Source organism: Ruegeria sp. YTSA219 (assembly GCF_059609985.1).
The window spans coordinates 26990-45414 of sequence record NZ_JBXWMT010000005.1; the positions used below are offsets into that span (position 1 = coordinate 26990).

Here is an 18425-nt window from a genome sequence, read left to right on the forward strand (position 1 = left end):
AGCGTACTTAACTGAGTGTCTGACGTCAGCGCCAATGGGACAGTTTAGGTTGATTTGATAAGAGAGGGTTTCTGGCTCATCGTAACCGCCAAGGAGTGGAGATGGGAAAGAAACCCGGAACCAAGCAGAGCCACGGCGAGAAGGTTGTTAAAGACATCCGCCGCGCGACGCACAAACAGTATTCTGCCGAAGAGAAGTTCAGGGTCGTTCTGGATGGCCTGAAGGGCGAGGACAGCATTGCAGAGCTATGTCGTCGCGAAGGCATTGCTCAGAGCCTGTATTTCAGCTGGTCCAAGGAGTTCCCGGAAGCCGGAAAGAAACGTTTGGCTGGCGACACGGCACGTGCTGCGACATCAACCGAGGTCAAGGATCTGCGCCGTGAGGCGCGCGATCTGAAGGAGGTTGTTGTTGAACAGGCCCTTGAGCTGCGGCTTCTCAAAAAAAGCATGATCGCGGATGGGGACGACGACGAATGAGATACCCCGCATCTGAGAAGCTGGAGATCATCCAGCTGGTCGAACAATCCCATCTGCCGACCAAACGCACTTTGGAAAAGCTGGGTATCCCGATGACTACATTCTAACGCTGGTACGACCAATATCTTTCCGGTGGTCCTGAGGCGCTTGAAGACCGCTGCCCCCGGCCGTCACGGGTCTGGAACCGCATTCCCACGCCAGTGCGCGAGAAGATCAGGGATCTGGCCCTGAAGGAAAGTGAGCTTTCCCCGCGTGAGTTGGCTGTTCGCTTCGACGGGCCGCGCTGCACCATTCCGATAGAAGGGTGAATGTCCGGTAAGGGCCGGAAACACCAGTTCGGCAGATTGCCACGAACGGCAGAAAAGTCTGCATCTCGGAAACTGCAAAGACTAGTTTTGGATGTCCGCTTCGGGCTAGTAGCGGCTATCCGAAAATCTTCCCCGGTACTACGACTATGCTGCGAAACCAGCCAAGAATGAGACCCGAAGATATCGAACCTCAAACCAAAAAAGTTGTAGGTTAATGCGCCCAAGGTTTTGGACGAGTTGCAAAGCTATGGGCGCACAAAAAAAATTGTAGGGACGCGCATAACGCTGCGCTTCTGCTATTGATTTCAATCATTAAATTCAGATGTTCTTGCCCATAACTTTGCGTGGTATTTGCGCATAATTTTGCACGATTTACCCAAAAGTTTGCACACTCTCCCTATCTGTGTCCAACTACATCCTTCCGAAAGCCTCTTTGAGTTCTGCGACTTGTTCTACATCCAACATCCGGGTTCGCATACCCTGCAGTGCCACGAGCAGCTTGGCTGTTTCTTCCAACTCTTCCGCTGCACAGACCGCTGAAAAGAGATCCTCTCCTGATACGACGGGACCGTGGTTGGCCAGCAGAACAGCACTATACTTGCCGCCCAGTTCGCGGATCAAATCACCGGATTTTGGATCACCCGGCTTAATGTATGGAACCAGTTTAACCGTGCCTACGCGCATGACCACGTATGGTGTAAGCGGCGGAATACAGTCATTGGGATCGGTGTCTTCCAGACACGACAGCGCGGTCGCCCAGGTCGAGTGCAGATGAACCACGGCGCCCACTTCAGGTCGCGTCTCATAGAAGGCTTGGTGCAGAAAGATCTCCTTGGTCGGCTTGTCACCGGACAGGTGGTTGCCATCCAAATCAATCTTGGCAATTCGCTCGGGGTCAACATTGCCCAAAGTCGAATTCGTTGGCGTCATGAGAATCCCGTCCGGTAAACGCGCAGAGACATTGCCCGCGGTGCCAACGGAAAAGCCACGCACAAACAGCGAGGCGCACAGCTCGGACATCTGCCGTCGCAGTGCCTGTTCTTCAGAACTCATTTGCCTGCCTCCATCATTCTCAGTGCCTTCGAGAAGAAATCTGGAGCGCCAAAGTTGCCGGATTTCAAAGCCATTGCAATGGGTTCAGTTTTTCCAACGCTCAGGACAGGTACGCCCGGGTCAATCTCTGGCCCGATTGACATAGCCGGTGACCCCAGTGCCTCAGAGACAGCCTGGGCGACAGCTCCCGACGTCTCACCTCCAGCTACAACCAACCGCTTGTAGCCCTTTTGGACAAGTTCTCGCGCGGTATCTTCAAAGAGATTGTCCAGCTTTTCCGCTACGGCTTCCTGACCAAACTGACCTTGGATCGCACGCACATCATCCGGGCTCCCCGATGAATACGCGAGCGGCGCCTGACCCGAATGCTCTTCAAAGAAATCCAGAAGCGTTTGCGTGGTCACATCCCCGAACATAACACCCGAAACATCAATTGCGAAAGTCGGATGGGACTTCGCGTGAATTTCAATCTGCCTGCGGGTCGCACCTGAACAAGAACCCGCAAGGATCGCGGCAGGCCCTGCGATACCAGTGAACACAGTGCCAGCACTTTTGGATGAAGTCTCTCTCAGGAAGTTTCTTGGTAGTCCCAGTGCTATACCCGATCCCCCAGTAATGAGCTTGGCATCCTTTAGAGCTTCTCCCCAGGCCAACAAATCTTCATCCGAAATCGCATCGCCAATTACAAATCGTTCGCCGGCCTTCTGCAAAGCATCAGCAATCGCCTCTGATCCTTGCTCCACGGCGTCAATTGACACCAACCCGACCGCTTCTTGGGTCTGATACTGCAACCATCGCCTGATGTTAGCATCCGTCATCGGAGTAAGAGGGTGATTTTCCATCCCCGACTCGTGCAACAGCTTACCTTGCACAAATAGGTGACCGTGATAGACGGTGCGCCCGGTTGTCGGAAAGGCCGGGCAGAAAACCACCTTTTGCGCGTCCAGCTCGTCGGCAAGCGCTTTCGCAACTGGGCCGATATTTCCTTCCGTCGTGGAATCGAAGGTCGAACAATACTTGAAGATGAACTGCTGGCATCCTTGATCCGCGAGCCACCGCAAAGCACTCAGACTGTCTGCAATGGCTTCTTCAACCGGTGCAGTGCGGCTTTTGAGTGAGATCACACCCGCTTCGATCTCTTCGTCGACCGGGATATTAGGAACACCCGGAAACTGCGCGGTTCGTATCCCACCTTCTGGCTCCATGCCCTTCGCCAAGGTGTTCGCAATATCACTCGCACCAGTAAAATCATCCGCTATGACACCTATTTTCATAGTTCGATGTCCCTCGTCGGCCCTGGGTCTAGCCTATAGATATGCGGCGCTGCACCGACTGGAAAAACCTCACGCACAAGTGGATCATGGCCGGGCACGATAAGTCGAGGATGCGAGGCCAACCTCTCGAGTGTCTCGAAACCATCCATCATGTCCTGTAGGTCGACGACAATGGGAAAGGCTTTGCGCGCCATGAAATTCTCATAGTAATGCGAGGCATCAGAGGCGAGCACCATCCACCCGGCTTCCGTCCTTACGCGAACGCATTGCAACCCTCGCGAATGCCCACCAATGCAGTGCACCGTGACCCCATCTATAATCTCGGCTTCTCCATCGTAGAACACGACGTTCCCTGAATAGAGACGCTTTACGACCTCGCAAATATGGCTAGCCGTGAAAGGTGCGCGCAGATGGTCGTGGCACATGCAGGGGCCTGTGGCGAAGGCCATCTCCGCCGATTGCATATGCAACTTCGCGTTCGGGAACATATGCAGCCCCCCCGCGTGATCATAATGAAGATGGGTCACGATAACCTCGGTTACCGCTTCCGGTGAAATGCCTAGGGGCCGCAGAGCCTCGCGAGGATCCATCGCAATGGGACGACCACGGGCGGCGGCCTCATCGGAGTCGTAGCCAGTATCGACCAGAATGACTTTGTTGCCGCGTTTGAGCACCCAAACGAAGTAATCCATCGCATGAGGCGCGCTGTGATTATCATCGATGATGAAACTATCTGCTCGCGTCCGCGCATTTCGATCCGCGTATTTCACGGCGTGGATTTCCCAATCGTTCATCGGATGACCTCGGAGTACTGGTGAACTACCTTGGTAGCGATCATATCAGCCGCTGCCGTATCGAAGGCCTGAAAATGCGCGCTTTCCAGGTGGGCGGAGAACGCAGCGCCGTCATCATAAACCTCATAGAGAAAAACTGTATCGGGATTGCCGCCGAGGCAAACGTCAAACTGCTGGCATCCGGCTTCTTCACACAAAGAGGTCGAAGCGTTTTCGACCATCAGCGGCAAAAAGATGTCTCTCGTACCGGGCTTGAGAGTGAAGGTGACAGTAACCACAAACATCAGACGGAAAGTCCTTTCAGACGTGAGAAAGCGCGCTTCGCAACGGGCAGTTGGCTGAGGATCAGGCTAATGTTGAGCACCAGCAGAATGGCCGCACCCGGGCGTGAAAAGAAGACCGAAAGATCCCCGTCCGACAAGAACAGCGACCGGCGGAAGGTTTCGTCAAACAGGCTGCCCAGAATAACCCCGATAACCAATGGCGCGATTGGGTATTTCATCAGGTTCATGAAATAGGCAACGGCGCCGACGCCAAGCATCAGGTAAAGATCATTGATGCCACCACCGACGCTGAAAGACCCAATTGTTGTTAGAACCATCACAACCGGCAAGAAGATAGTCTGCGGGATGGCGAGTATTCTGATGAAAACCCGAGCAGTGAACAAGCCCATCAGGAACATTGTCAGGGAGGCCAACACAAGTATTGCAACCACGCGCAGAATGATCTCGGGGTCTATCGTCGGACCTGGGATCACGTTGTTGATCTTGAAAGCCCCCATCAAAGCCGCGGCGGGTGGTGAACCGGGAATGCCCAACACCAAAAGCGGGATTAGTGCGCCCCCAATGCAGGCGTTGTTTGCCGTTTCAGAGCACAGCAGACCTTCCAATGACCCTTTTCCAAACTTATCGCCCTCAGCAGATACGGTCTTACCGACACCGTAGCTGACCCAACCGGCGACATCTTCGCCGACGCCGGGAAGTGCTCCTACCCCTGTCCCGATCACCCCTGACCGGCCAATGGTGGGCAGGTAGCGTCGGATGGAGCGTAGATTCGGAAGGATGCGACCTTTCAGGGCCAGAGCTTTCCCGGCCTCAACGTGCCTTAAACCGTCGATGATTTGGGGAATGGCAAATGCCCCCATCAAAACCGGCACGACCTGAAACCCGCTCATCAAGTAAGACCAGCCGAAGGTATAGCGCGGTTCAGACAACAGAGGGTCAAGCCCCACCATGGACATCGCAAGGCCGATCAGACCGGCGATCCATCCCTTGATCACCAGGTCTTCGCTCATCAAAGTGCCAGAAAGCAGAATGCCGAACAGGGCCAGCAGTGCTTTCTCCGGGCTTGCGATGTTTTTTGAAACCAAAAGCAACGCCCAGACAAAGATCAAAAGCGTGATGGTCCCGATAACTGTACCAATGAAACTGGCCGTTGTGGTCAGCCCTAGTGCTTCGCCCCCTCGACCCGCTTTAGCCAGAGGGTATCCATCCATGGCCGTCGCCGCACTGGCCGCCGTGCCCGGAATGTTCAGCAGGATTGACGGATAAGAGCCACCGTAAATCGCGCCGACATAGGCCCCGAGCAAAGCGATCAGCGAATAGTCCAATGGGATCTTGTTGCCGAAGAAACCCGTCAGGATCGTCACTGCCAGCGTTGCGGTCAGGCCGGGCAATGCGCCAAACGTTATACCCAGGAACACGGATGCAATCAAATACAGATAGGTCAGCGGGTCTACTGCCAGGCCCACGAATGTGGTCCCAAATCCAGCCAGTTGCGAAAGGATAAAGTCCATCCGGTCAATCTTTCCATAGCGGACGAAGCGTCACGTAGTAGTGGTACTCGATTTGCTTGAAGATCAGCCCGCCGCGCGCGGGCACGTTCTGTCGGAAAACAAAGGCCATCGCACAAACGAGGATGAGCGGGGCAAGTATTGCCACCAACGGAACGAACCGCAAAACGTGTTCGGAAGCCGCCTTGCTCAACACCAAAAGTGTAAGCGAGACCCATAGAGCCAGTGTAAACCAATCATCACTGAGTGCGTTCCAGTCCGCCTGCGCGGGGAAAACAGCAAACGCAAATAGCCCGGCAGAGACAACCGCGCTACAGGCCACCAAAGCACGCCGCGCATGACCCCCGTAGTAGCCGTAAGTCAAAGCTGTAATCAGCAACCCAGAACACAGAATGAAGTCCACTCTGGGAACCAGTCCGACGACATATGCAAGAAGGATCAGGCCTATTGTTGAAGCTCGATAGGCTTCCGACTTATCCCATCCGATGCCCAAAGCACTAAGCGCGTTTTGGGCACCACCTGAGCGGATTGAAATAGCAAGCAAAACGAAGGACAAGCCAAGCAATCCACCGAAGATGAACAGCGGTACAATTGCAGCCGAGTTGTACCAATCCGATCCACTTACACCTGCGCGGTTTTCGCCCCAAAGTGGAATGTCCGATGTCTTCCAAAGAAAAAAGACGGACACTGTTATAAGAACAATTGCTGCCCAAAAGTCGCGCGACCGCATGACCAGTGTTTCGTCAGGTTTGTCCATTGCCTGCCTCCTGAGGGAAAGGGCGCGATCAAGCGCGCCCCTTCAAAATTGATCGGATTAGGGCTGCTCGATACCCAGCGAGGCCGGATCCACTGTGGCAGCGCCAAGGTCTTGCAAGGTATAGGCAAAAGTAGCCTCGAGGTTCGCAAACAGTTCTTGAGCTTCTTCACCGTGTTGACCACCGACATCATAATTGTTTGCAGAGGCCCATTCGGCGACGGTGTCGGAGGCAATAGCTTGCTCGAAGGCATCACCAAGCGCGGCCTTTACATCGTCCCCGGCTGAACTGTGAACTGCAAACCCGATGGCCTGTTTGAGCGGCAAATACTGATCAAGACCGTCATAGATGCCAAAGGCAGAAGGCACTGATGCCCCTGCAATCTGCGCATCTTCGGGCGTCAACATCGCGAGCGGTTTAAGTTGACCGCCTTCAATCAACGGAGCCTGTTCAGCCAGTGACGTCACAACCAACGCGACTTCGCCCGCTATCGCAGCTTCCTGACCGGGCGCTGAGCCTTTGTATGGAACAAACTTGAATTCTGCACCGGCCCCTTTTTCGATTGCCAGAAGATTCAAGTGGTGGATCGAACCTGCGCCGGAAGCCGCCGCAGGAATAGTGCCAGGAGCTGCTTTCGCTGCGTCGACTAGTTCTTCCAGAGTATTGTAAGGGCTGTCCGCCGGGACCGAGATCAGATCAGGTGATCCACCAACAATGAACGGATACCAAAAATCAAATTTCTTATCCCAACCACCCTGCACAGCAGCGGTGACGTTCGACTCTGACAAACCGACCAATGTATAGCCATCGTCTGGTTGGTTCATCACGTAAACCATACCGTTGGAGCCTGCGACACCACCTGTTTGATTGATCACATTGATCGAGACCGGAAGATGTTTTTCCATCTCGGCCATGATCATTCGGTTGATCGTGTCCGTGCCACCACCGGCCCCCCAGACCACAGCTGTGGTGATATCACGATAGGGATAATCCTGCGCAGCAGCTGCCCCTGTAATCCCGGTCGCCATCACGGCTGCGGCCGCCAACCGCCCTAGCTTTAGTTTCATTTCCAAGTCCTCCCAAACAACTTTGCGTTTATTATTGCATTTATTTGCGTATACATTAAAGAATGCATTGTCAACGGACTGTAGTGAGAGCTGAAATCGCGCTATGAATGCGAAACGGGAAGGAAGCGGGCTAAGATGAAGAAAAATTATGATGTGGCAGTGTTCCAAGGGGACGGAATCGGCCCGGAAATCATGGCCCCTACGCTTGAAATTCTGCGCCAGCTTTCGCGCGGCAGTCCTTCCTACGAACTGGCGTTTACAGACGCACCAGCAGGCGCAGGCCACTACGCCAAAACTGGAGAATCGTTTCCGGCTGGGTCACTCGAAACTGCACGCAACGCCGACGCGATTCTGCTATCTGCAATGGGTTTGCCGGATGTGCGATATCCTGACGGAACCGAAATTTCACCGCAAATTGATCTGCGAAAGCAACTGGGACTTTTCGCTGGTGTGCGTCCTGTAAAAGTAAGCAGCGGACAAATGACCCCCTTGACGCTGCCCCCCGGAAAAGAGATCGACTTTGTCTTGATACGCGAAAGCACAGAAGGACTGTTCTTCACCCAAGGCGCTGGCGAAGTTACGGAACACGAAGCACGTGAAACTCTGCTGATCACTCGTGAGGTGTCCGAAAAACTGTTCCGTTTCGCGTTTGAACTCGCCAAGAACCGCAAGGCATCCGGTCGCGGCCAAGGACGGGTTACATGTGTCGACAAAGCCAATGTTTTCAGGGCCTTTGCATTCTTCAGATCTATCTTTGACTTGGAGGCCGCACGCCATCCCGATTTGAAAGCTGACCATGCCTATGTTGATGCCACCGCTCTATGGATGGTTCAAAAGCCTTGGGAATTTGACGTTTTGGTCACTGAGAACATGTTCGGAGACATCCTCTCAGACCTTGGTGCGGGTCTCATGGGTGGTCTAGGACTGGCGCCATCAGCGGATATCGGGTTGAATCACGCTGTATTCCAACCTTGCCATGGTTCCGCCCCGGACATTGCGGGACAGGGTATTGCAAACCCTTTTGCGATGATCCTGTCCGCAGCAATGATGCTTGAATGGTTGGGGTTCACCCATGATCATCCAGACCTGTCCAGCGACGGCGAACGATTGCGTGAAGCCGTGGAAAAGGTGACGGCGAACGGACAGAACCTGACCCGTGACCTAGGTGGAACGGCCGGAACGAAGGGTGCCGCCGCATCGGTATTGGAAGCAATGCGGGCATGAATACTCAACAAGCCATCAGTGTCGCGTGTGTGGGTGCGGGGTATTTCAGCAGGTTCCACTACGAAAGCTGGTCCCGAATGCCCGGTGCGGTTCCGATTGCATCCTGCAACCGTGATATCAACAAGGCGAAAGAAACAGGACTGGCCGCTTACGATGATCTGTCAAGAATGTTGGAGGCGGAAAAACCAGATCTCGTGGACATCATCCTTCCGCCTGTGGCGCAGGCCGAGGCAATCCGCTCGGCATTGCGGTTTGGTATCAAGTGGCTGATCTGCCAAAAGCCATTTTGCTTATCTCTGGATGAAGCTGAGAAGATTGTTTCAGAGGCTGAGGCGGTAGGTGCAACTATTGTCGTGCATGAGAATTTTCGCTTTCAGCCCTGGTATCGTGCGATCAAGGTGGCGATGACCGAGGGTCGAATTGGTACACCTCTCCAAGCTACTTTCCGGCTTCGGCCCGGCGACGGACAGGGACCACGAGCCTACCTAGACCGGCAGCCGTACTTTCAGGAAATGCCGCGTTTCCTGGTTCATGAAACAGCGGTTCACTGGGTAGACACGTTCCGGTTTCTATTCGATGCGCCAAGCGCCGTTTATGCGGACTTGCGCCAAATTAACCCCGTTATCGCGGGCGAGGATGCAGGATTCATCCTGTTTGACCACCCAAACGGTTTGAATGCTCTGTTCGATGGCAACAGATGCCTTGACCACAGCGCCAAAAACCTGCGTCAGACCATGGGCGAAGCGCTCATCGAAGGAACGGAAGGATCACTGGTTCTTAATGGCGATGGTTCAGTAGAACTCCGCGGTTTTGGAAAACAGGAGCGACAGCAGATTCTACCTCCAAGCGATCATGATGGATTTGGAGGAGACTGCGTCCACGCCTTGCAAAGTCACGTCATTTCGGGCCTTCTACGGGGCACGCCGCTGGAAAACACGGCCCGAGAATATTTGGATGTGATCCGCATTGAAGAGAATATCTATCTCTCAGCTGCGGAAGGACGAAAAATCAACCTGGAGACCCCGTGAAGGATCAGGACGCAAAAACTCTTTCTAATACACAACGCGCTGTCAGGGATTTGCGACAGATGATCCTGTCCGGCGAACTTGCGGCCGGAACTGATCATCTGGAATCGGAACTCGCCGAAACCCTTGGCATGTCCCGCACCCCGATACGGGAAGCTGCGCTGATGTTGGAAAGTAAAGGGTTGCTTGAAATGCGACCCCGAAAGGGCGTTCGGATACTGCCTGTTTCATCAGATGATATGCGCGAAATCTACGACATCCTAACGGAACTCGAGAGTCTCGCAGCACAGCGCGCTGCCGAAGCGGGCTACTGCGAAGATGAACTGGCGGTACTTGCCGGATCAATTGCAAAGATGGACCAAGCCATCGAAGCCGAAGACCTTGAAGCCTGGGCCGAGGCCGACGAGTTGTTTCACCAGGAGCTCGTTCGGTTAGGCGGCAACAAACGAGTCGAAGCGATTGTCGCCATGATGAGCGACCAGGTACGTCGCGCGCGCGCAACGACGTTGTTCATCAGGCCCCTGCCCGTTAAATCTAATGAAGATCACCGGGTTGTTTTTCAAGCGATCAGTGAAGGTCGTCCAGATGCCGCCCGTGAACGTCATCGAGAACACAGGCTGCAAGCACAGGCTATGCTTTGCGGGATACTCGAAAAGCATCGGCTCAACAGCCTCTGATCTTCTCGTATCCGGTCGTTAATCACCTAAAATAACTGCCTATTTTCGGCATTAAAGGCGCTCCGAATACTTGTCTTCAACGGCAGTCCGCAGGTGCGTCCGGCTGCAGCCCTAAGGTATATGCTGATCTTGTGGCGTATTGCACGCGCGACACCTGGGCAATGGTCGCAATTCATCAGGAATTGCTGGCGATGTGAACTGTGGCGCGTATCCGCAGGAATTTGAAGCCTAATTTATTTGATCACGCGGGCTTTATCAGTGTTTCCAGATATTCTCGAGTATCGGCGTCCCACGAACTAGGATCTTCTCCATGGGCGACTACCGCGTGCAGTTCCATGAGTTTCCATACTTCGTCCTTAGTCGCTGCAACCACTTTGCCTGGGCAGGCCTCCATGCCCTCGCAATCCTTGCAGGCATATGAGTATGCAGTGATCATCGCTTTCTCCTCCGTGCGCTCGGAAAGTTGGTTAGAACTCAAGAAACGTCGGCAGACCGTCGTCGAGTTTTATCCATGGCTGCTGATGTGACACGAAGACGTGGGCCTTGGGTTTCGCAATCGATGGGTCGTCCAACGTTACAGCAGAAAACCAAGCGTCAGCGCTCCAGTCTTGGCCCTCAATTTCATTTAGGGCGGCATAGGTCAACGTCGTTCCACAGTCCCGACAAAACCCGCGGCGAATACCCGGAGTTTTCTCAATGTGTTGGATTTCGCCTTTGATAACGGCGAAGTCTTCGGCGGCTACCTTAGCCCAAGTTACAAAGGCGCCGCCAAGGGCCATTTGGCATGAACGACAATGGCAATGTCCCGACCAGACAGGTGGTGTCGCGATCTGATATCGAACCGCACCACAGTAGCATCCACCTTGAAGTTTTTCCATCGTATGAAGATCTCCTGGCATGCGGCTAGGCTGACATCCATGATGATGCCTATACCTATTTTTCTTGGAGCTTATAAACAGATTTCGATATGAATATTGTCAAGAAAACCGATATCATGCGACTCAAATAGTTTAACCAAGCATTAGAAAATCTACAGTATGGATTGGTTGCACCTTCCCCCGATGAACGCTTTGCGCGCTTTCTCAGCAGTTGCGGAAGCAGGGAGTTACACCGTGGCGGCTGAACGCTTGAACGTGACCCAAGCGGCTGTCAGCCAGCAGGTGAAATCGTTGGAAAGACATTTGGGTGTAGCTCTCGTTGCCAGACGTGGGCGCAGCATTGAATTGACAGAGCCAGGCATCATTCTTTCACGTGAACTGGGTATCGGCTTTGAAATTATCGGAAGGGGTGTCGAACGACTGGCGGAACATGCAGCACACCGTCCCGTTCAAGTGACCATGTCACCAGCATTCGCGGTGGAGTGGCTATTGCCGAGAATGGCAGAGTTTCAACAACAACATCCAGAGATCACTTTGATGCTGAACCCAACTTCTGAACTGGTTCAGATAAAGCCAGGTGGTATCGATGTCGCCATTCGGTATCACGATAGACGCATGCCAAGAAAAGAAGAGGATACTGTCCTTGTATCCGACATGGTCGTGATCGGAGCACCTTCACTGGTGGAAGGCCAAGATCTGCGTGACCCGGCCTCTTTAACGAAACTGCCCTGGTTGCAGGAACTAGGCACAAACGAGGCGGCTGACTGGTTCACCTATCACGGGGTTGTTCCTGCCGAGCCATTGACCATAAATCACATGCCTGGGAACCTGATCATGACTGCGGTTCGCCGGGGTGACGGTATCACGTATTCTGCCAGAGCTTTTTTTGAGGACGATCTGTCATCTGGTCGGATGATTGAGTTGTTCTCTGAGCCACTCTTCGGCGTCTATTACATCCAGACTCAAGCAGAATTTCAGCGTCCCGAGGCTAAGGTGTTCGTCAACTGGCTTATATCTCAGTCGCAAGTCGTATCGAGACACAACTCTGGAAGCTGAGACGTATCTAATTCCCCCCCCCTGCTCTGTTTGCTCAAGACCGTTGGTTTCGCCGTTTCTTAAGGCTGCTCTGTGGAGGAGCCAGCAGCGATCAGAGCCGCCATCCCTCCATCGATGAACTGCACGTTTTGAAAACCCATCGCTGTCAATACATTTGCCGCTGCCGCGCCTCGGTAGCTTGGAGCTCCGCCACAAGTGGTGAAAATTCGCCTTCCACGATCCTGTAACTCTTGAGATCTGTATTCACTTTCAAGGTCTGCCATCCAAGCGACGGCGCGACCAGGAGCCGGAATTGCTCTAGGGCTGATACCTGTAGCCGCCATTTCAGCGCTATCCCTCACGTCCACTACAAGTGCGTTGGGGTCTTCGATCAGTACTGCCAGCGCGTCAGTTGCTGAAATCGGATTTGCTTTGGATATTTCCTGAGCTTCCATTTGTGCGAATGTTAAGACCATATTGCCCCCCGACTGCAAATCCTGCGCTATGCTACCATGCGGCTGATTTACCGCAAATCGGCACCGAAGCGATGCTTGGCAGTCTTGTCGTCGTCCAGACTGTTGCCATCAACGAAGTTAAATAAGTCCCGGTCAACGGCAGAAGCGGGCCTCGCAAATACCCCGGCCATTGCTGTTGATCAGTGATTACTGGGCGGCCAAAGCCTTCTGCCTGCAATAACACGATGCCTTGATCGGCACCTCGGCGCGAGCAGTGGCCTTGTCCAGTTGTGGCTTAATGTGGGCGGCTTCGACCGTTTCACCGCGCCGGGTGAGACATTCGTGCAAACCATGCAGGCTCCAGACGTTGCCCGGATGCTGACAGGCCCGGCTAAGCGTTGCATCCAGGCCAAGGTCTGCACGGTAAACAGATTCGGCTTCCTCCATCTGGCCTTGTTCAAGAAGAAGAGCACCCAGCGCATGACGGGTGGGTTGCATCCAGCCCCAGGGCTCGTCGTATGGTAAGTTGTCGTCGATCTCGACTGACTTTCGCAGGTGGTCAAAGGCCGTTTCGTGCTCTCCTGTGTGATAGGCCAACTCACCCAGCATCATTTGTTCAGCGACCTTCAGAATGTCCCGGCATGTGTTGTTGAACAGCATTCGGGTCTCAGGAACTCTGGCCAGAGCATCATAGAACTTGGCTTTTTCACTCTCGGCTTCGGCGACCCTGTGTAGGTTGGCCAAGGCAACCGTCCTTGCATACCGCATCATGGCAATGGTCACGCTGTAAAGCTCTTCATCCTCTGGCAGATCCTGATTGAGAATATCCTGCCAGCGACCAAACCTGATCAGCACATGTTGCTTCATTGGAATGAAGCCTTCAAACCAGTCCGCCATCGGCTGAAGAGTGTCTGACGGCAAGGTGTCGATCAGCTCATCGGCAGCTTCGATTGCTGCCGATGGTTGCCCCAAGAACATCGCACCGTATATTTTAAAGTGATAGTTGTGGCACCGATAGACGGAATAGAAATTGTCAGGGCCTTCGCGCTTCAGAAACTTGCGATCTGCCAATATGGCTTTGTGATTGCGCAGTACTACGTTCATATAGTCTCCGCACAACACGTCGATATGGGTCGGCATGTGCAACAAATGCCCGGCCTCGGGCACCAGCGTGCTGAGCACATCGCCCTGACGCAGTGCCCGTTCGGGGTGGGGCGACATTTCCATAAGGTGAATGTACATGTGCAATAGTCCTGCGTGCTCCCATGCTCCGGAAAGTGTATCGAACGCATTTTCGAGCACGGATATTGCCTCGAGCGTATCGGCCCCTTCGGCGGGCTTTCCGGTCGGCAAATCCCAAAGCTGCCAGGGTGTCCGGTTCATGAGCGACTCGGCCAGAATCGCAGACACGTCCAGGTCCTGATCGAATTCGGTGTGAACCTTTCGCATCGCATCAGCGAAGGCGTCATTCCACGGGCTGAAATCCTCAATATCCGACGAGGATGGATAACGCGCTGGAATGGCATCGATTAGCGCGCGTTCAACAGGCGTCAGCCGGTCCTTTAACGAGGCAGCAGCCTCGATTGACGCTTTCGCCAAGGCGATACAGTCAGGCTTCTCGTCTTCTTCGAATGTTTCCCAGGGCTTGTTGTAGTTCGGCCCAATACAATACGCGATGCCCCAGTGCGCCATTGCGCAATTTGGATCCGCAGCCACGGCATTCTGAAAGCATACAATCGCTTCTTCGTGGTTGTACGCGTAAGTCCAAGCCAAACCACGATCAAACCAAAGCTGGGCTTCGTCCGACGAGGTTGTGATCTTTCGGCTGTAGCGACCGAGATCATAGTATTCCATCACAATAACCCCCTAATTAAAGGGAGGAGTTTACCACAATGGGCTGTTTCTCGATACTGGCGACATCAAAGCCGACCTAAGGCATAGACCCGACTTATATGAGCCCCATTTGATCGAAGCACTCTTCTTGGCAACTGATAAACTTGTCGGCCGCGTGAGTGACGGACGGTCCAATCCCTCCACAGTAGCCCGCCGACAAGACCACAATCACCGCTTGCACACCTAAGACGGGCATTTGAGAAAGCTGATGTCAGCAGTCAGATTGTTCTTTTCCGCCAACTAACACTTTTGGGACCTAGTAGCGTCGTGCGACAGCTTCCGTTCAAAGTGGCGTTGAAAACCTGTAATTTGCGCTCATTGCGGGCGTCAAAAATACGGGGGACCCTATTCTTCGAGCGTGGCAACTGCATGGTCGTGAGAGGTATGCGGTCGATGCATGTTGAGAATGCGTTGAGCTTCATTCGATTGTCCCGAAATTGCCAACGCATGCGCCAATGAAAACTCAATAATGTCGCGTTGCGCCCGGCTACCACCAAGGCGTTCGTGCTCAGACATGACACTTACGAACTTCTCAATCGCTTCATCCGCATTTCCATCCGCCAACGCACGGAATGCGCCTGCGACAGAAACAACGGTGGGGCCTGCGGGTCCCTTTGCGCCGTCAATGGTTGATTCCAGACGCTCTCTGTTTCCAGCCATCGCATGCGCAAGAGCAGCGTGAACATCCGCAAAAGCCAAGCCAGGTGAAGGAAAGAACTCAACAGCATAGTCGCTGAGTTGTTGCCAACGCTCCTGGGGAATTTGCTCGCCAGCCAAAAAGGCGCGGTGAACAATTGCCACACTATCAGTCAGAACGTTCAGTGGTGGCGCAGGAGGTCGGTCGGGGGAAACATAATCATCGAACAGCTTCCACATACCCGCCACATCGCCGCTCTCAAGCGCCCACAGAGCGACGTGCCAACTGAGATGGCAGTGCAGATACGCTGTGGAGGGATAGTCTTGCCAAAACTCGCGCAGATAAGCGTAGCCAGCGTCCGTCTCACCGTTCTCATAGTAGAGATGGGCCCTGACATGTGCAGTGTGTGCGCTGTCTGGCTTCAACTCAAGTGCGCACTCGATGTTTTCCGCGGCCGGGCCAATCTGTCCGGCCTCCATCTGGGCAAATGCATGCTGACAGAGAAACCACCAGTCGTCGCCATAGTGTGGCTTTAACATGGTCGTGTACGCAAGCTGCTCCGCCTCGCGTCCAGCCTGACCTGAAAACCCTATTAAGCCAAATACGCTGGTACAGGTCTGAGCAAGCAAAATATCTCGTGGATGGTCAGCGACGTGATCCCGGATGCGCCTGTAAGCCTGCGGTGCACGCCCCTCGATGAGATCGCTGATAATGTCGATCTGGGCGGCTTCGCGCGAGCTGACGCCATGCGACAGTTCCTTTGCGACGGCTATTTCACGCTTTGCATCTTGTCCACGCCCGACGGTAACAAGGTATCGCGCAAGCCCAACATGGGGCATGGCAAAACTATCATCTGCCTGCATTGCAGAACGGTAAGCTTCTTCAACATCATCAAAAGCACCCAGAAAACGATCGATGCCTTCAACGTAGGCGTCTCGCGCAGCTTGTGATGTGGTCGTTAGCGGGCTTCCGTACCGATCTTCAAGCATCCAAACCTTCCACTATCTGTACCAAACCTGTCCGTCAGTGAGCTATATGAGCATGCCTAGCCATAAACGAGTCAAAGGAAATCGACGTTGCGAGGCGCCCTGATTTCAGCATCCGTTTCTTTCAGAAGTCTCATGAAATCATCGAAATGCCAATCAAACCATAGTTGCTTCATCAAATCCCAATTTCCTAAAATTGGACTCCGAAAGCAATTTTGGGGATTATTCCATACCGCCCGGCCCGCGTCCGGTTAGAGGAGAACGTAGGTATGACAACCCAAACTCGCCCGCTCATTGATACGGCTTGGTTGGCAGATAACCTGACTGACCCGAAACTACGCATCATTGATGTTCGCTGGAAGTTTAGGGAGGAAAACGGCAAAGGCTTGGCCTATGACGATAGGAGCGAGTTCCAAGCCGAGCACATTCCCGGCGCCGTGTATGTAGGCATGTCGACGGAGCTTGCAGACAGCAATCAGAACGTTCCCGATATGATGCTCGGGCCAGAGGATTTTGGGAAAAAGATGCGCGAGTTGGGTGTTTCCAACGACAGTCATGTCTTGGTCTACGATGATTCCGGGCTTCCGTTGGCTTCAGCGCGTCTTTGGTGGGCACTTTCGCACTATGGCCATAAAAACGCGCAGGTCTTGGACGGCGGCTTGCAGCAATGGAAACTCGAAGGTCGACCCACTGAAACTGGCGATCCATCCGTTGAGCCTGGCGACTTCGCTCCCAAGGTGCAGAGCAATTGGATTGCCAGCAAAACTGACGTTCTGGACGCGATAGGAAGGCCTGAGGTCAGAGTTGTGGACTTTCTGCCAAACGACCTCTTCCGAGGCGACGGTGTTCACACATGGGGAGGTCGCTCGGGACATATCCCCGGTGCAGTTAACATACCGGCGATATCGAACATCGATCCGGATTTGGCACACACACCCATTGCTGAGCGGGCAGCGAAACTAAAGGAACGAGGCTCATTCAGGTTGGCGGATCGCCTCCGCCTCCTTCAGCACTATCAGGACAAGGGAATTCAAACCGACGACGAGGTTATCGCGTATTGCGGTCGCGGTATTGCCGCCTCTTGCGGTCTCCTTGCGCTTCGCCACATGGGGTTCGACAAGTCGCGCCTCTATGATGGTTCCTGGGCTGAATGGAGCGCCGATGAGAGCCTTCCGGTTGAAACCTCGTGAGACTACGATTTTGGGTCACTTTGGGTGATCCAATTATTGACGCGTTGCTAGGAGGATATTTTTGATGACGGACAATTTCCGGCTGACCAAAGAAGCTGCGCAGAAGTACAACAACCATAGTGTGCCTGCGATGTTTGGCCCATTGGCTGAAGCAACCATGCAGAAGGTTCAGCTTCGAAGCGGCGCTTGTGTCATCGACATTGCATGCGGCACCGGGGCTTTGACGCGAGAGATAGCAAGGAAACTGACCGGCGAAGGCCGGGTTGTTGGCGTAGATCTGAACGAAACCATGATTGAGGTCGCGCAGTCCAATCAGCCGGATTGTCGTCATGTGCTCGAGTGGTATGCAGCAGATGTTACCGAGTTACCTTTTGGAAAGGCTACGTTTGACTATGCCTTCATACAACAGGGGCTTCAGTTCTTCCCTGACAAATCCGCCGCGTTGCAAGAAGTTCATAGGATCTTGCGCAATGACGGTCAGCTATTTTTGACATGTTGGCGCGCTGTGTCGCCCTTCAATGGAGCGCTTTCAAAAGCTCTCGAACGGCATGTTGGAACAGATGCCGCAGTCAAGGCCAGAGCGCCTTTTTCGTTTCGAGATGGGGACCTCATATCGAACTTGTTGGTCGATGCAGGCTTCAAGATAGCTCGTCACGAGCCGTTGGTACTAGAGCGAAGATTTATTGATCTTCGTGCGCAGATCCTGGCGCTGCCAATCGAAACTGATCTTAGGGATGCAGGTGCCGACGTCACCAACAAGGTCGTGGAAGAGGTTGCAGACGCTTTGTCTAGATATGACAAAGAAGGCGTATTGCACGTACCGCAAGAAGCGCACCTTTTTGTCGCCACGGCATAGGTCAACGACCACTGGCTCAGTTCTCAATTACGATCTTTACCATGGTCGAA

Annotated in this window: 18 protein-coding genes and 1 pseudogene; 7 read left to right on the forward strand and 12 right to left on the reverse strand. The window is 53.7% G+C overall.

What is annotated here, in order from left to right:
- Nucleotides 1–101: 101 nt before the first annotated feature.
- A pseudogene (locus tag AC2FFB_RS09085) lies at nucleotides 102–760 on the forward strand (transposase); the annotation flags it as partial.
- 435 nt (nucleotides 761–1195) lie between these two features.
- Here the strand turns inward: AC2FFB_RS09085 and otnC are convergent.
- The 7 genes from otnC to AC2FFB_RS09120 are packed head-to-tail and all read right to left on the reverse strand — an operon-like array spanning nucleotide 1196 to nucleotide 7519.
- A complete protein-coding gene (gene otnC / locus AC2FFB_RS09090; protein WP_496689821.1) occupies nucleotides 1196–1837 on the reverse strand; it encodes a 3-oxo-tetronate 4-phosphate decarboxylase in 642 nt (213 codons plus the stop codon).
- Nucleotides 1834–3111 carry a 3-oxo-tetronate kinase gene (gene otnK, locus AC2FFB_RS09095; RefSeq protein ID WP_271951899.1) on the reverse strand — a complete coding sequence of 426 codons (1278 nt, stop codon included), beginning with the start codon at nucleotides 3109–3111 and terminating at the stop codon, nucleotides 1834–1836. Before otnK ends, otnC begins: the two co-directional genes overlap by 4 nt.
- Nucleotides 3108–3905, reverse strand: a complete 798-nt coding sequence (locus AC2FFB_RS09100; RefSeq protein WP_142639560.1) for an N-acyl homoserine lactonase family protein — start codon at nucleotides 3903–3905, stop codon at nucleotides 3108–3110. Before AC2FFB_RS09100 ends, otnK begins: the two co-directional genes overlap by 4 nt.
- A complete protein-coding gene (locus AC2FFB_RS09105) occupies nucleotides 3902–4189 on the reverse strand; it encodes a putative quinol monooxygenase (RefSeq protein WP_496694120.1) in 288 nt (95 codons plus the stop codon). Before AC2FFB_RS09105 ends, AC2FFB_RS09100 begins: the two co-directional genes overlap by 4 nt.
- Entirely contained in the window at nucleotides 4189–5700 is a 1512-nt protein-coding gene (locus AC2FFB_RS09110) for a tripartite tricarboxylate transporter permease (RefSeq protein ID WP_496874810.1), read from the reverse strand. Before AC2FFB_RS09110 ends, AC2FFB_RS09105 begins: the two co-directional genes overlap by 1 nt.
- A gap of 4 nt (nucleotides 5701–5704) precedes the next feature.
- A complete protein-coding gene (locus AC2FFB_RS09115) occupies nucleotides 5705–6454 on the reverse strand; it encodes a hypothetical protein (RefSeq protein WP_281973682.1) in 750 nt (249 codons plus the stop codon).
- Nucleotides 6455–6511: 57 nt separating this feature from the next.
- A complete protein-coding gene (locus tag AC2FFB_RS09120; RefSeq protein WP_496694119.1) occupies nucleotides 6512–7519 on the reverse strand; it encodes a Bug family tripartite tricarboxylate transporter substrate binding protein in 1008 nt (335 codons plus the stop codon).
- A gap of 135 nt (nucleotides 7520–7654) precedes the next feature.
- On the opposite strand from AC2FFB_RS09120, the gene AC2FFB_RS09125 reads away from it, so the two are divergent.
- Genes AC2FFB_RS09125 through AC2FFB_RS09135 form a run of 3 tightly spaced genes read left to right on the forward strand, consistent with a single transcriptional unit; the run spans nucleotide 7655 to nucleotide 10445 of the window.
- Nucleotides 7655–8743 carry an isocitrate/isopropylmalate dehydrogenase family protein gene (locus tag AC2FFB_RS09125; protein ID WP_496694118.1) on the forward strand — a complete coding sequence of 363 codons (1089 nt, stop codon included), beginning with the start codon at nucleotides 7655–7657 and terminating at the stop codon, nucleotides 8741–8743.
- On the forward strand, nucleotides 8740–9771 hold the full coding sequence (locus AC2FFB_RS09130; RefSeq protein ID WP_142639572.1) for a Gfo/Idh/MocA family protein: 1032 nt from the start codon (nucleotides 8740–8742) through the stop codon (nucleotides 9769–9771). Before AC2FFB_RS09125 ends, AC2FFB_RS09130 begins: the two co-directional genes overlap by 4 nt.
- Nucleotides 9768–10445, forward strand: a complete 678-nt coding sequence (locus tag AC2FFB_RS09135; protein ID WP_142639574.1) for a GntR family transcriptional regulator — start codon at nucleotides 9768–9770, stop codon at nucleotides 10443–10445. Before AC2FFB_RS09130 ends, AC2FFB_RS09135 begins: the two co-directional genes overlap by 4 nt.
- A gap of 241 nt (nucleotides 10446–10686) precedes the next feature.
- Here the strand turns inward: AC2FFB_RS09135 and AC2FFB_RS09140 are convergent, their stop codons facing one another.
- The gene (locus tag AC2FFB_RS09140) at nucleotides 10687–10881 is read right to left on the reverse strand and encodes a DUF1059 domain-containing protein (protein WP_496689825.1); all 195 of its coding nucleotides are present in this window, start codon (nucleotides 10879–10881) and stop codon (nucleotides 10687–10689) included.
- 31 nt (nucleotides 10882–10912) lie between these two features.
- Nucleotides 10913–11344 (reverse strand): GFA family protein, encoded by a 432-nt coding sequence (locus AC2FFB_RS09145; protein ID WP_496874811.1) that lies wholly within the window; start codon nucleotides 11342–11344, stop codon nucleotides 10913–10915.
- Nucleotides 11345–11506: 162 nt separating this feature from the next.
- Here AC2FFB_RS09145 and AC2FFB_RS09150 point away from each other — a divergent pair, with 162 nt between their 5' ends.
- Nucleotides 11507–12379 (forward strand): LysR family transcriptional regulator, encoded by an 873-nt coding sequence (locus AC2FFB_RS09150; RefSeq protein WP_496710123.1) that lies wholly within the window; start codon nucleotides 11507–11509, stop codon nucleotides 12377–12379.
- Nucleotides 12380–12438: 59 nt separating this feature from the next.
- Here AC2FFB_RS09150 and AC2FFB_RS09155 read toward each other — a convergent pair whose 3' ends face one another.
- The 3 genes from AC2FFB_RS09155 to AC2FFB_RS09165 form a co-directional block, all read right to left on the reverse strand.
- Nucleotides 12439–12834, reverse strand: coding sequence for a rhodanese-like domain-containing protein (locus tag AC2FFB_RS09155; protein WP_109313327.1), 396 nt, complete (start codon nucleotides 12832–12834; stop codon nucleotides 12439–12441).
- 186 nt (nucleotides 12835–13020) lie between these two features.
- A complete protein-coding gene (locus AC2FFB_RS09160) occupies nucleotides 13021–14667 on the reverse strand; it encodes a hypothetical protein (protein ID WP_496874812.1) in 1647 nt (548 codons plus the stop codon).
- A gap of 384 nt (nucleotides 14668–15051) precedes the next feature.
- Nucleotides 15052–16332 (reverse strand): tetratricopeptide repeat protein, encoded by a 1281-nt coding sequence (locus AC2FFB_RS09165; RefSeq protein WP_142639585.1) that lies wholly within the window; start codon nucleotides 16330–16332, stop codon nucleotides 15052–15054.
- A 266-nt stretch (nucleotides 16333–16598) separates the two neighbouring features.
- Between AC2FFB_RS09165 and AC2FFB_RS09170 the strand changes: the two genes are divergently transcribed.
- Complete coding sequence (locus tag AC2FFB_RS09170) at nucleotides 16599–17519, forward strand: sulfurtransferase (RefSeq protein WP_496689829.1); 921 nt, start codon at nucleotides 16599–16601, stop codon at nucleotides 17517–17519.
- Between the two features lie 64 nt (nucleotides 17520–17583).
- Nucleotides 17584–18375: a class I SAM-dependent methyltransferase gene (locus tag AC2FFB_RS09175; RefSeq protein ID WP_271951922.1), complete on the forward strand. Its 792-nt coding sequence runs from the start codon at nucleotides 17584–17586 to the stop codon at nucleotides 18373–18375.
- Nucleotides 18376–18425: the final 50 nt, after the last annotated feature.

Coding starts and splice junctions, on each gene's coding strand:
- AC2FFB_RS09140 (WP_496689825.1), bottom strand. CDS start 10,881: ATGATCACTGCATACTCATATGCCTGCAAGGATTGCGAGGGCATGGAG.
- AC2FFB_RS09125 (WP_496694118.1), top strand. CDS start 7,655: ATGAAGAAAAATTATGATGTGGCAGTGTTCCAAGGGGACGGAATCGGC.
- AC2FFB_RS09100 (WP_142639560.1), bottom strand. CDS start 3,905: ATGAACGATTGGGAAATCCACGCCGTGAAATACGCGGATCGAAATGCG.
- AC2FFB_RS09110 (WP_496874810.1), bottom strand. CDS start 5,700: ATGGACTTTATCCTTTCGCAACTGGCTGGATTTGGGACCACATTCGTG.
- otnK (WP_271951899.1), bottom strand. CDS start 3,111: ATGAAAATAGGTGTCATAGCGGATGATTTTACTGGTGCGAGTGATATT.
- AC2FFB_RS09170 (WP_496689829.1), top strand. CDS start 16,599: ATGACAACCCAAACTCGCCCGCTCATTGATACGGCTTGGTTGGCAGAT.
- otnC (WP_496689821.1), bottom strand. CDS start 1,837: ATGAGTTCTGAAGAACAGGCACTGCGACGGCAGATGTCCGAGCTGTGC.
- AC2FFB_RS09165 (WP_142639585.1), bottom strand. CDS start 16,332: ATGCTTGAAGATCGGTACGGAAGCCCGCTAACGACCACATCACAAGCT.
- AC2FFB_RS09155 (WP_109313327.1), bottom strand. CDS start 12,834: ATGGTCTTAACATTCGCACAAATGGAAGCTCAGGAAATATCCAAAGCA.
- AC2FFB_RS09105 (WP_496694120.1), bottom strand. CDS start 4,189: ATGTTTGTGGTTACTGTCACCTTCACTCTCAAGCCCGGTACGAGAGAC.
- AC2FFB_RS09120 (WP_496694119.1), bottom strand. CDS start 7,519: ATGAAACTAAAGCTAGGGCGGTTGGCGGCCGCAGCCGTGATGGCGACC.
- AC2FFB_RS09175 (WP_271951922.1), top strand. CDS start 17,584: ATGACGGACAATTTCCGGCTGACCAAAGAAGCTGCGCAGAAGTACAAC.
- AC2FFB_RS09145 (WP_496874811.1), bottom strand. CDS start 11,344: ATGCCAGGAGATCTTCATACGATGGAAAAACTTCAAGGTGGATGCTAC.
- AC2FFB_RS09160 (WP_496874812.1), bottom strand. CDS start 14,667: ATGGAATACTATGATCTCGGTCGCTACAGCCGAAAGATCACAACCTCG.
- AC2FFB_RS09115 (WP_281973682.1), bottom strand. CDS start 6,454: ATGGACAAACCTGACGAAACACTGGTCATGCGGTCGCGCGACTTTTGG.
- AC2FFB_RS09130 (WP_142639572.1), top strand. CDS start 8,740: ATGAATACTCAACAAGCCATCAGTGTCGCGTGTGTGGGTGCGGGGTAT.
- AC2FFB_RS09150 (WP_496710123.1), top strand. CDS start 11,507: ATGAACGCTTTGCGCGCTTTCTCAGCAGTTGCGGAAGCAGGGAGTTAC.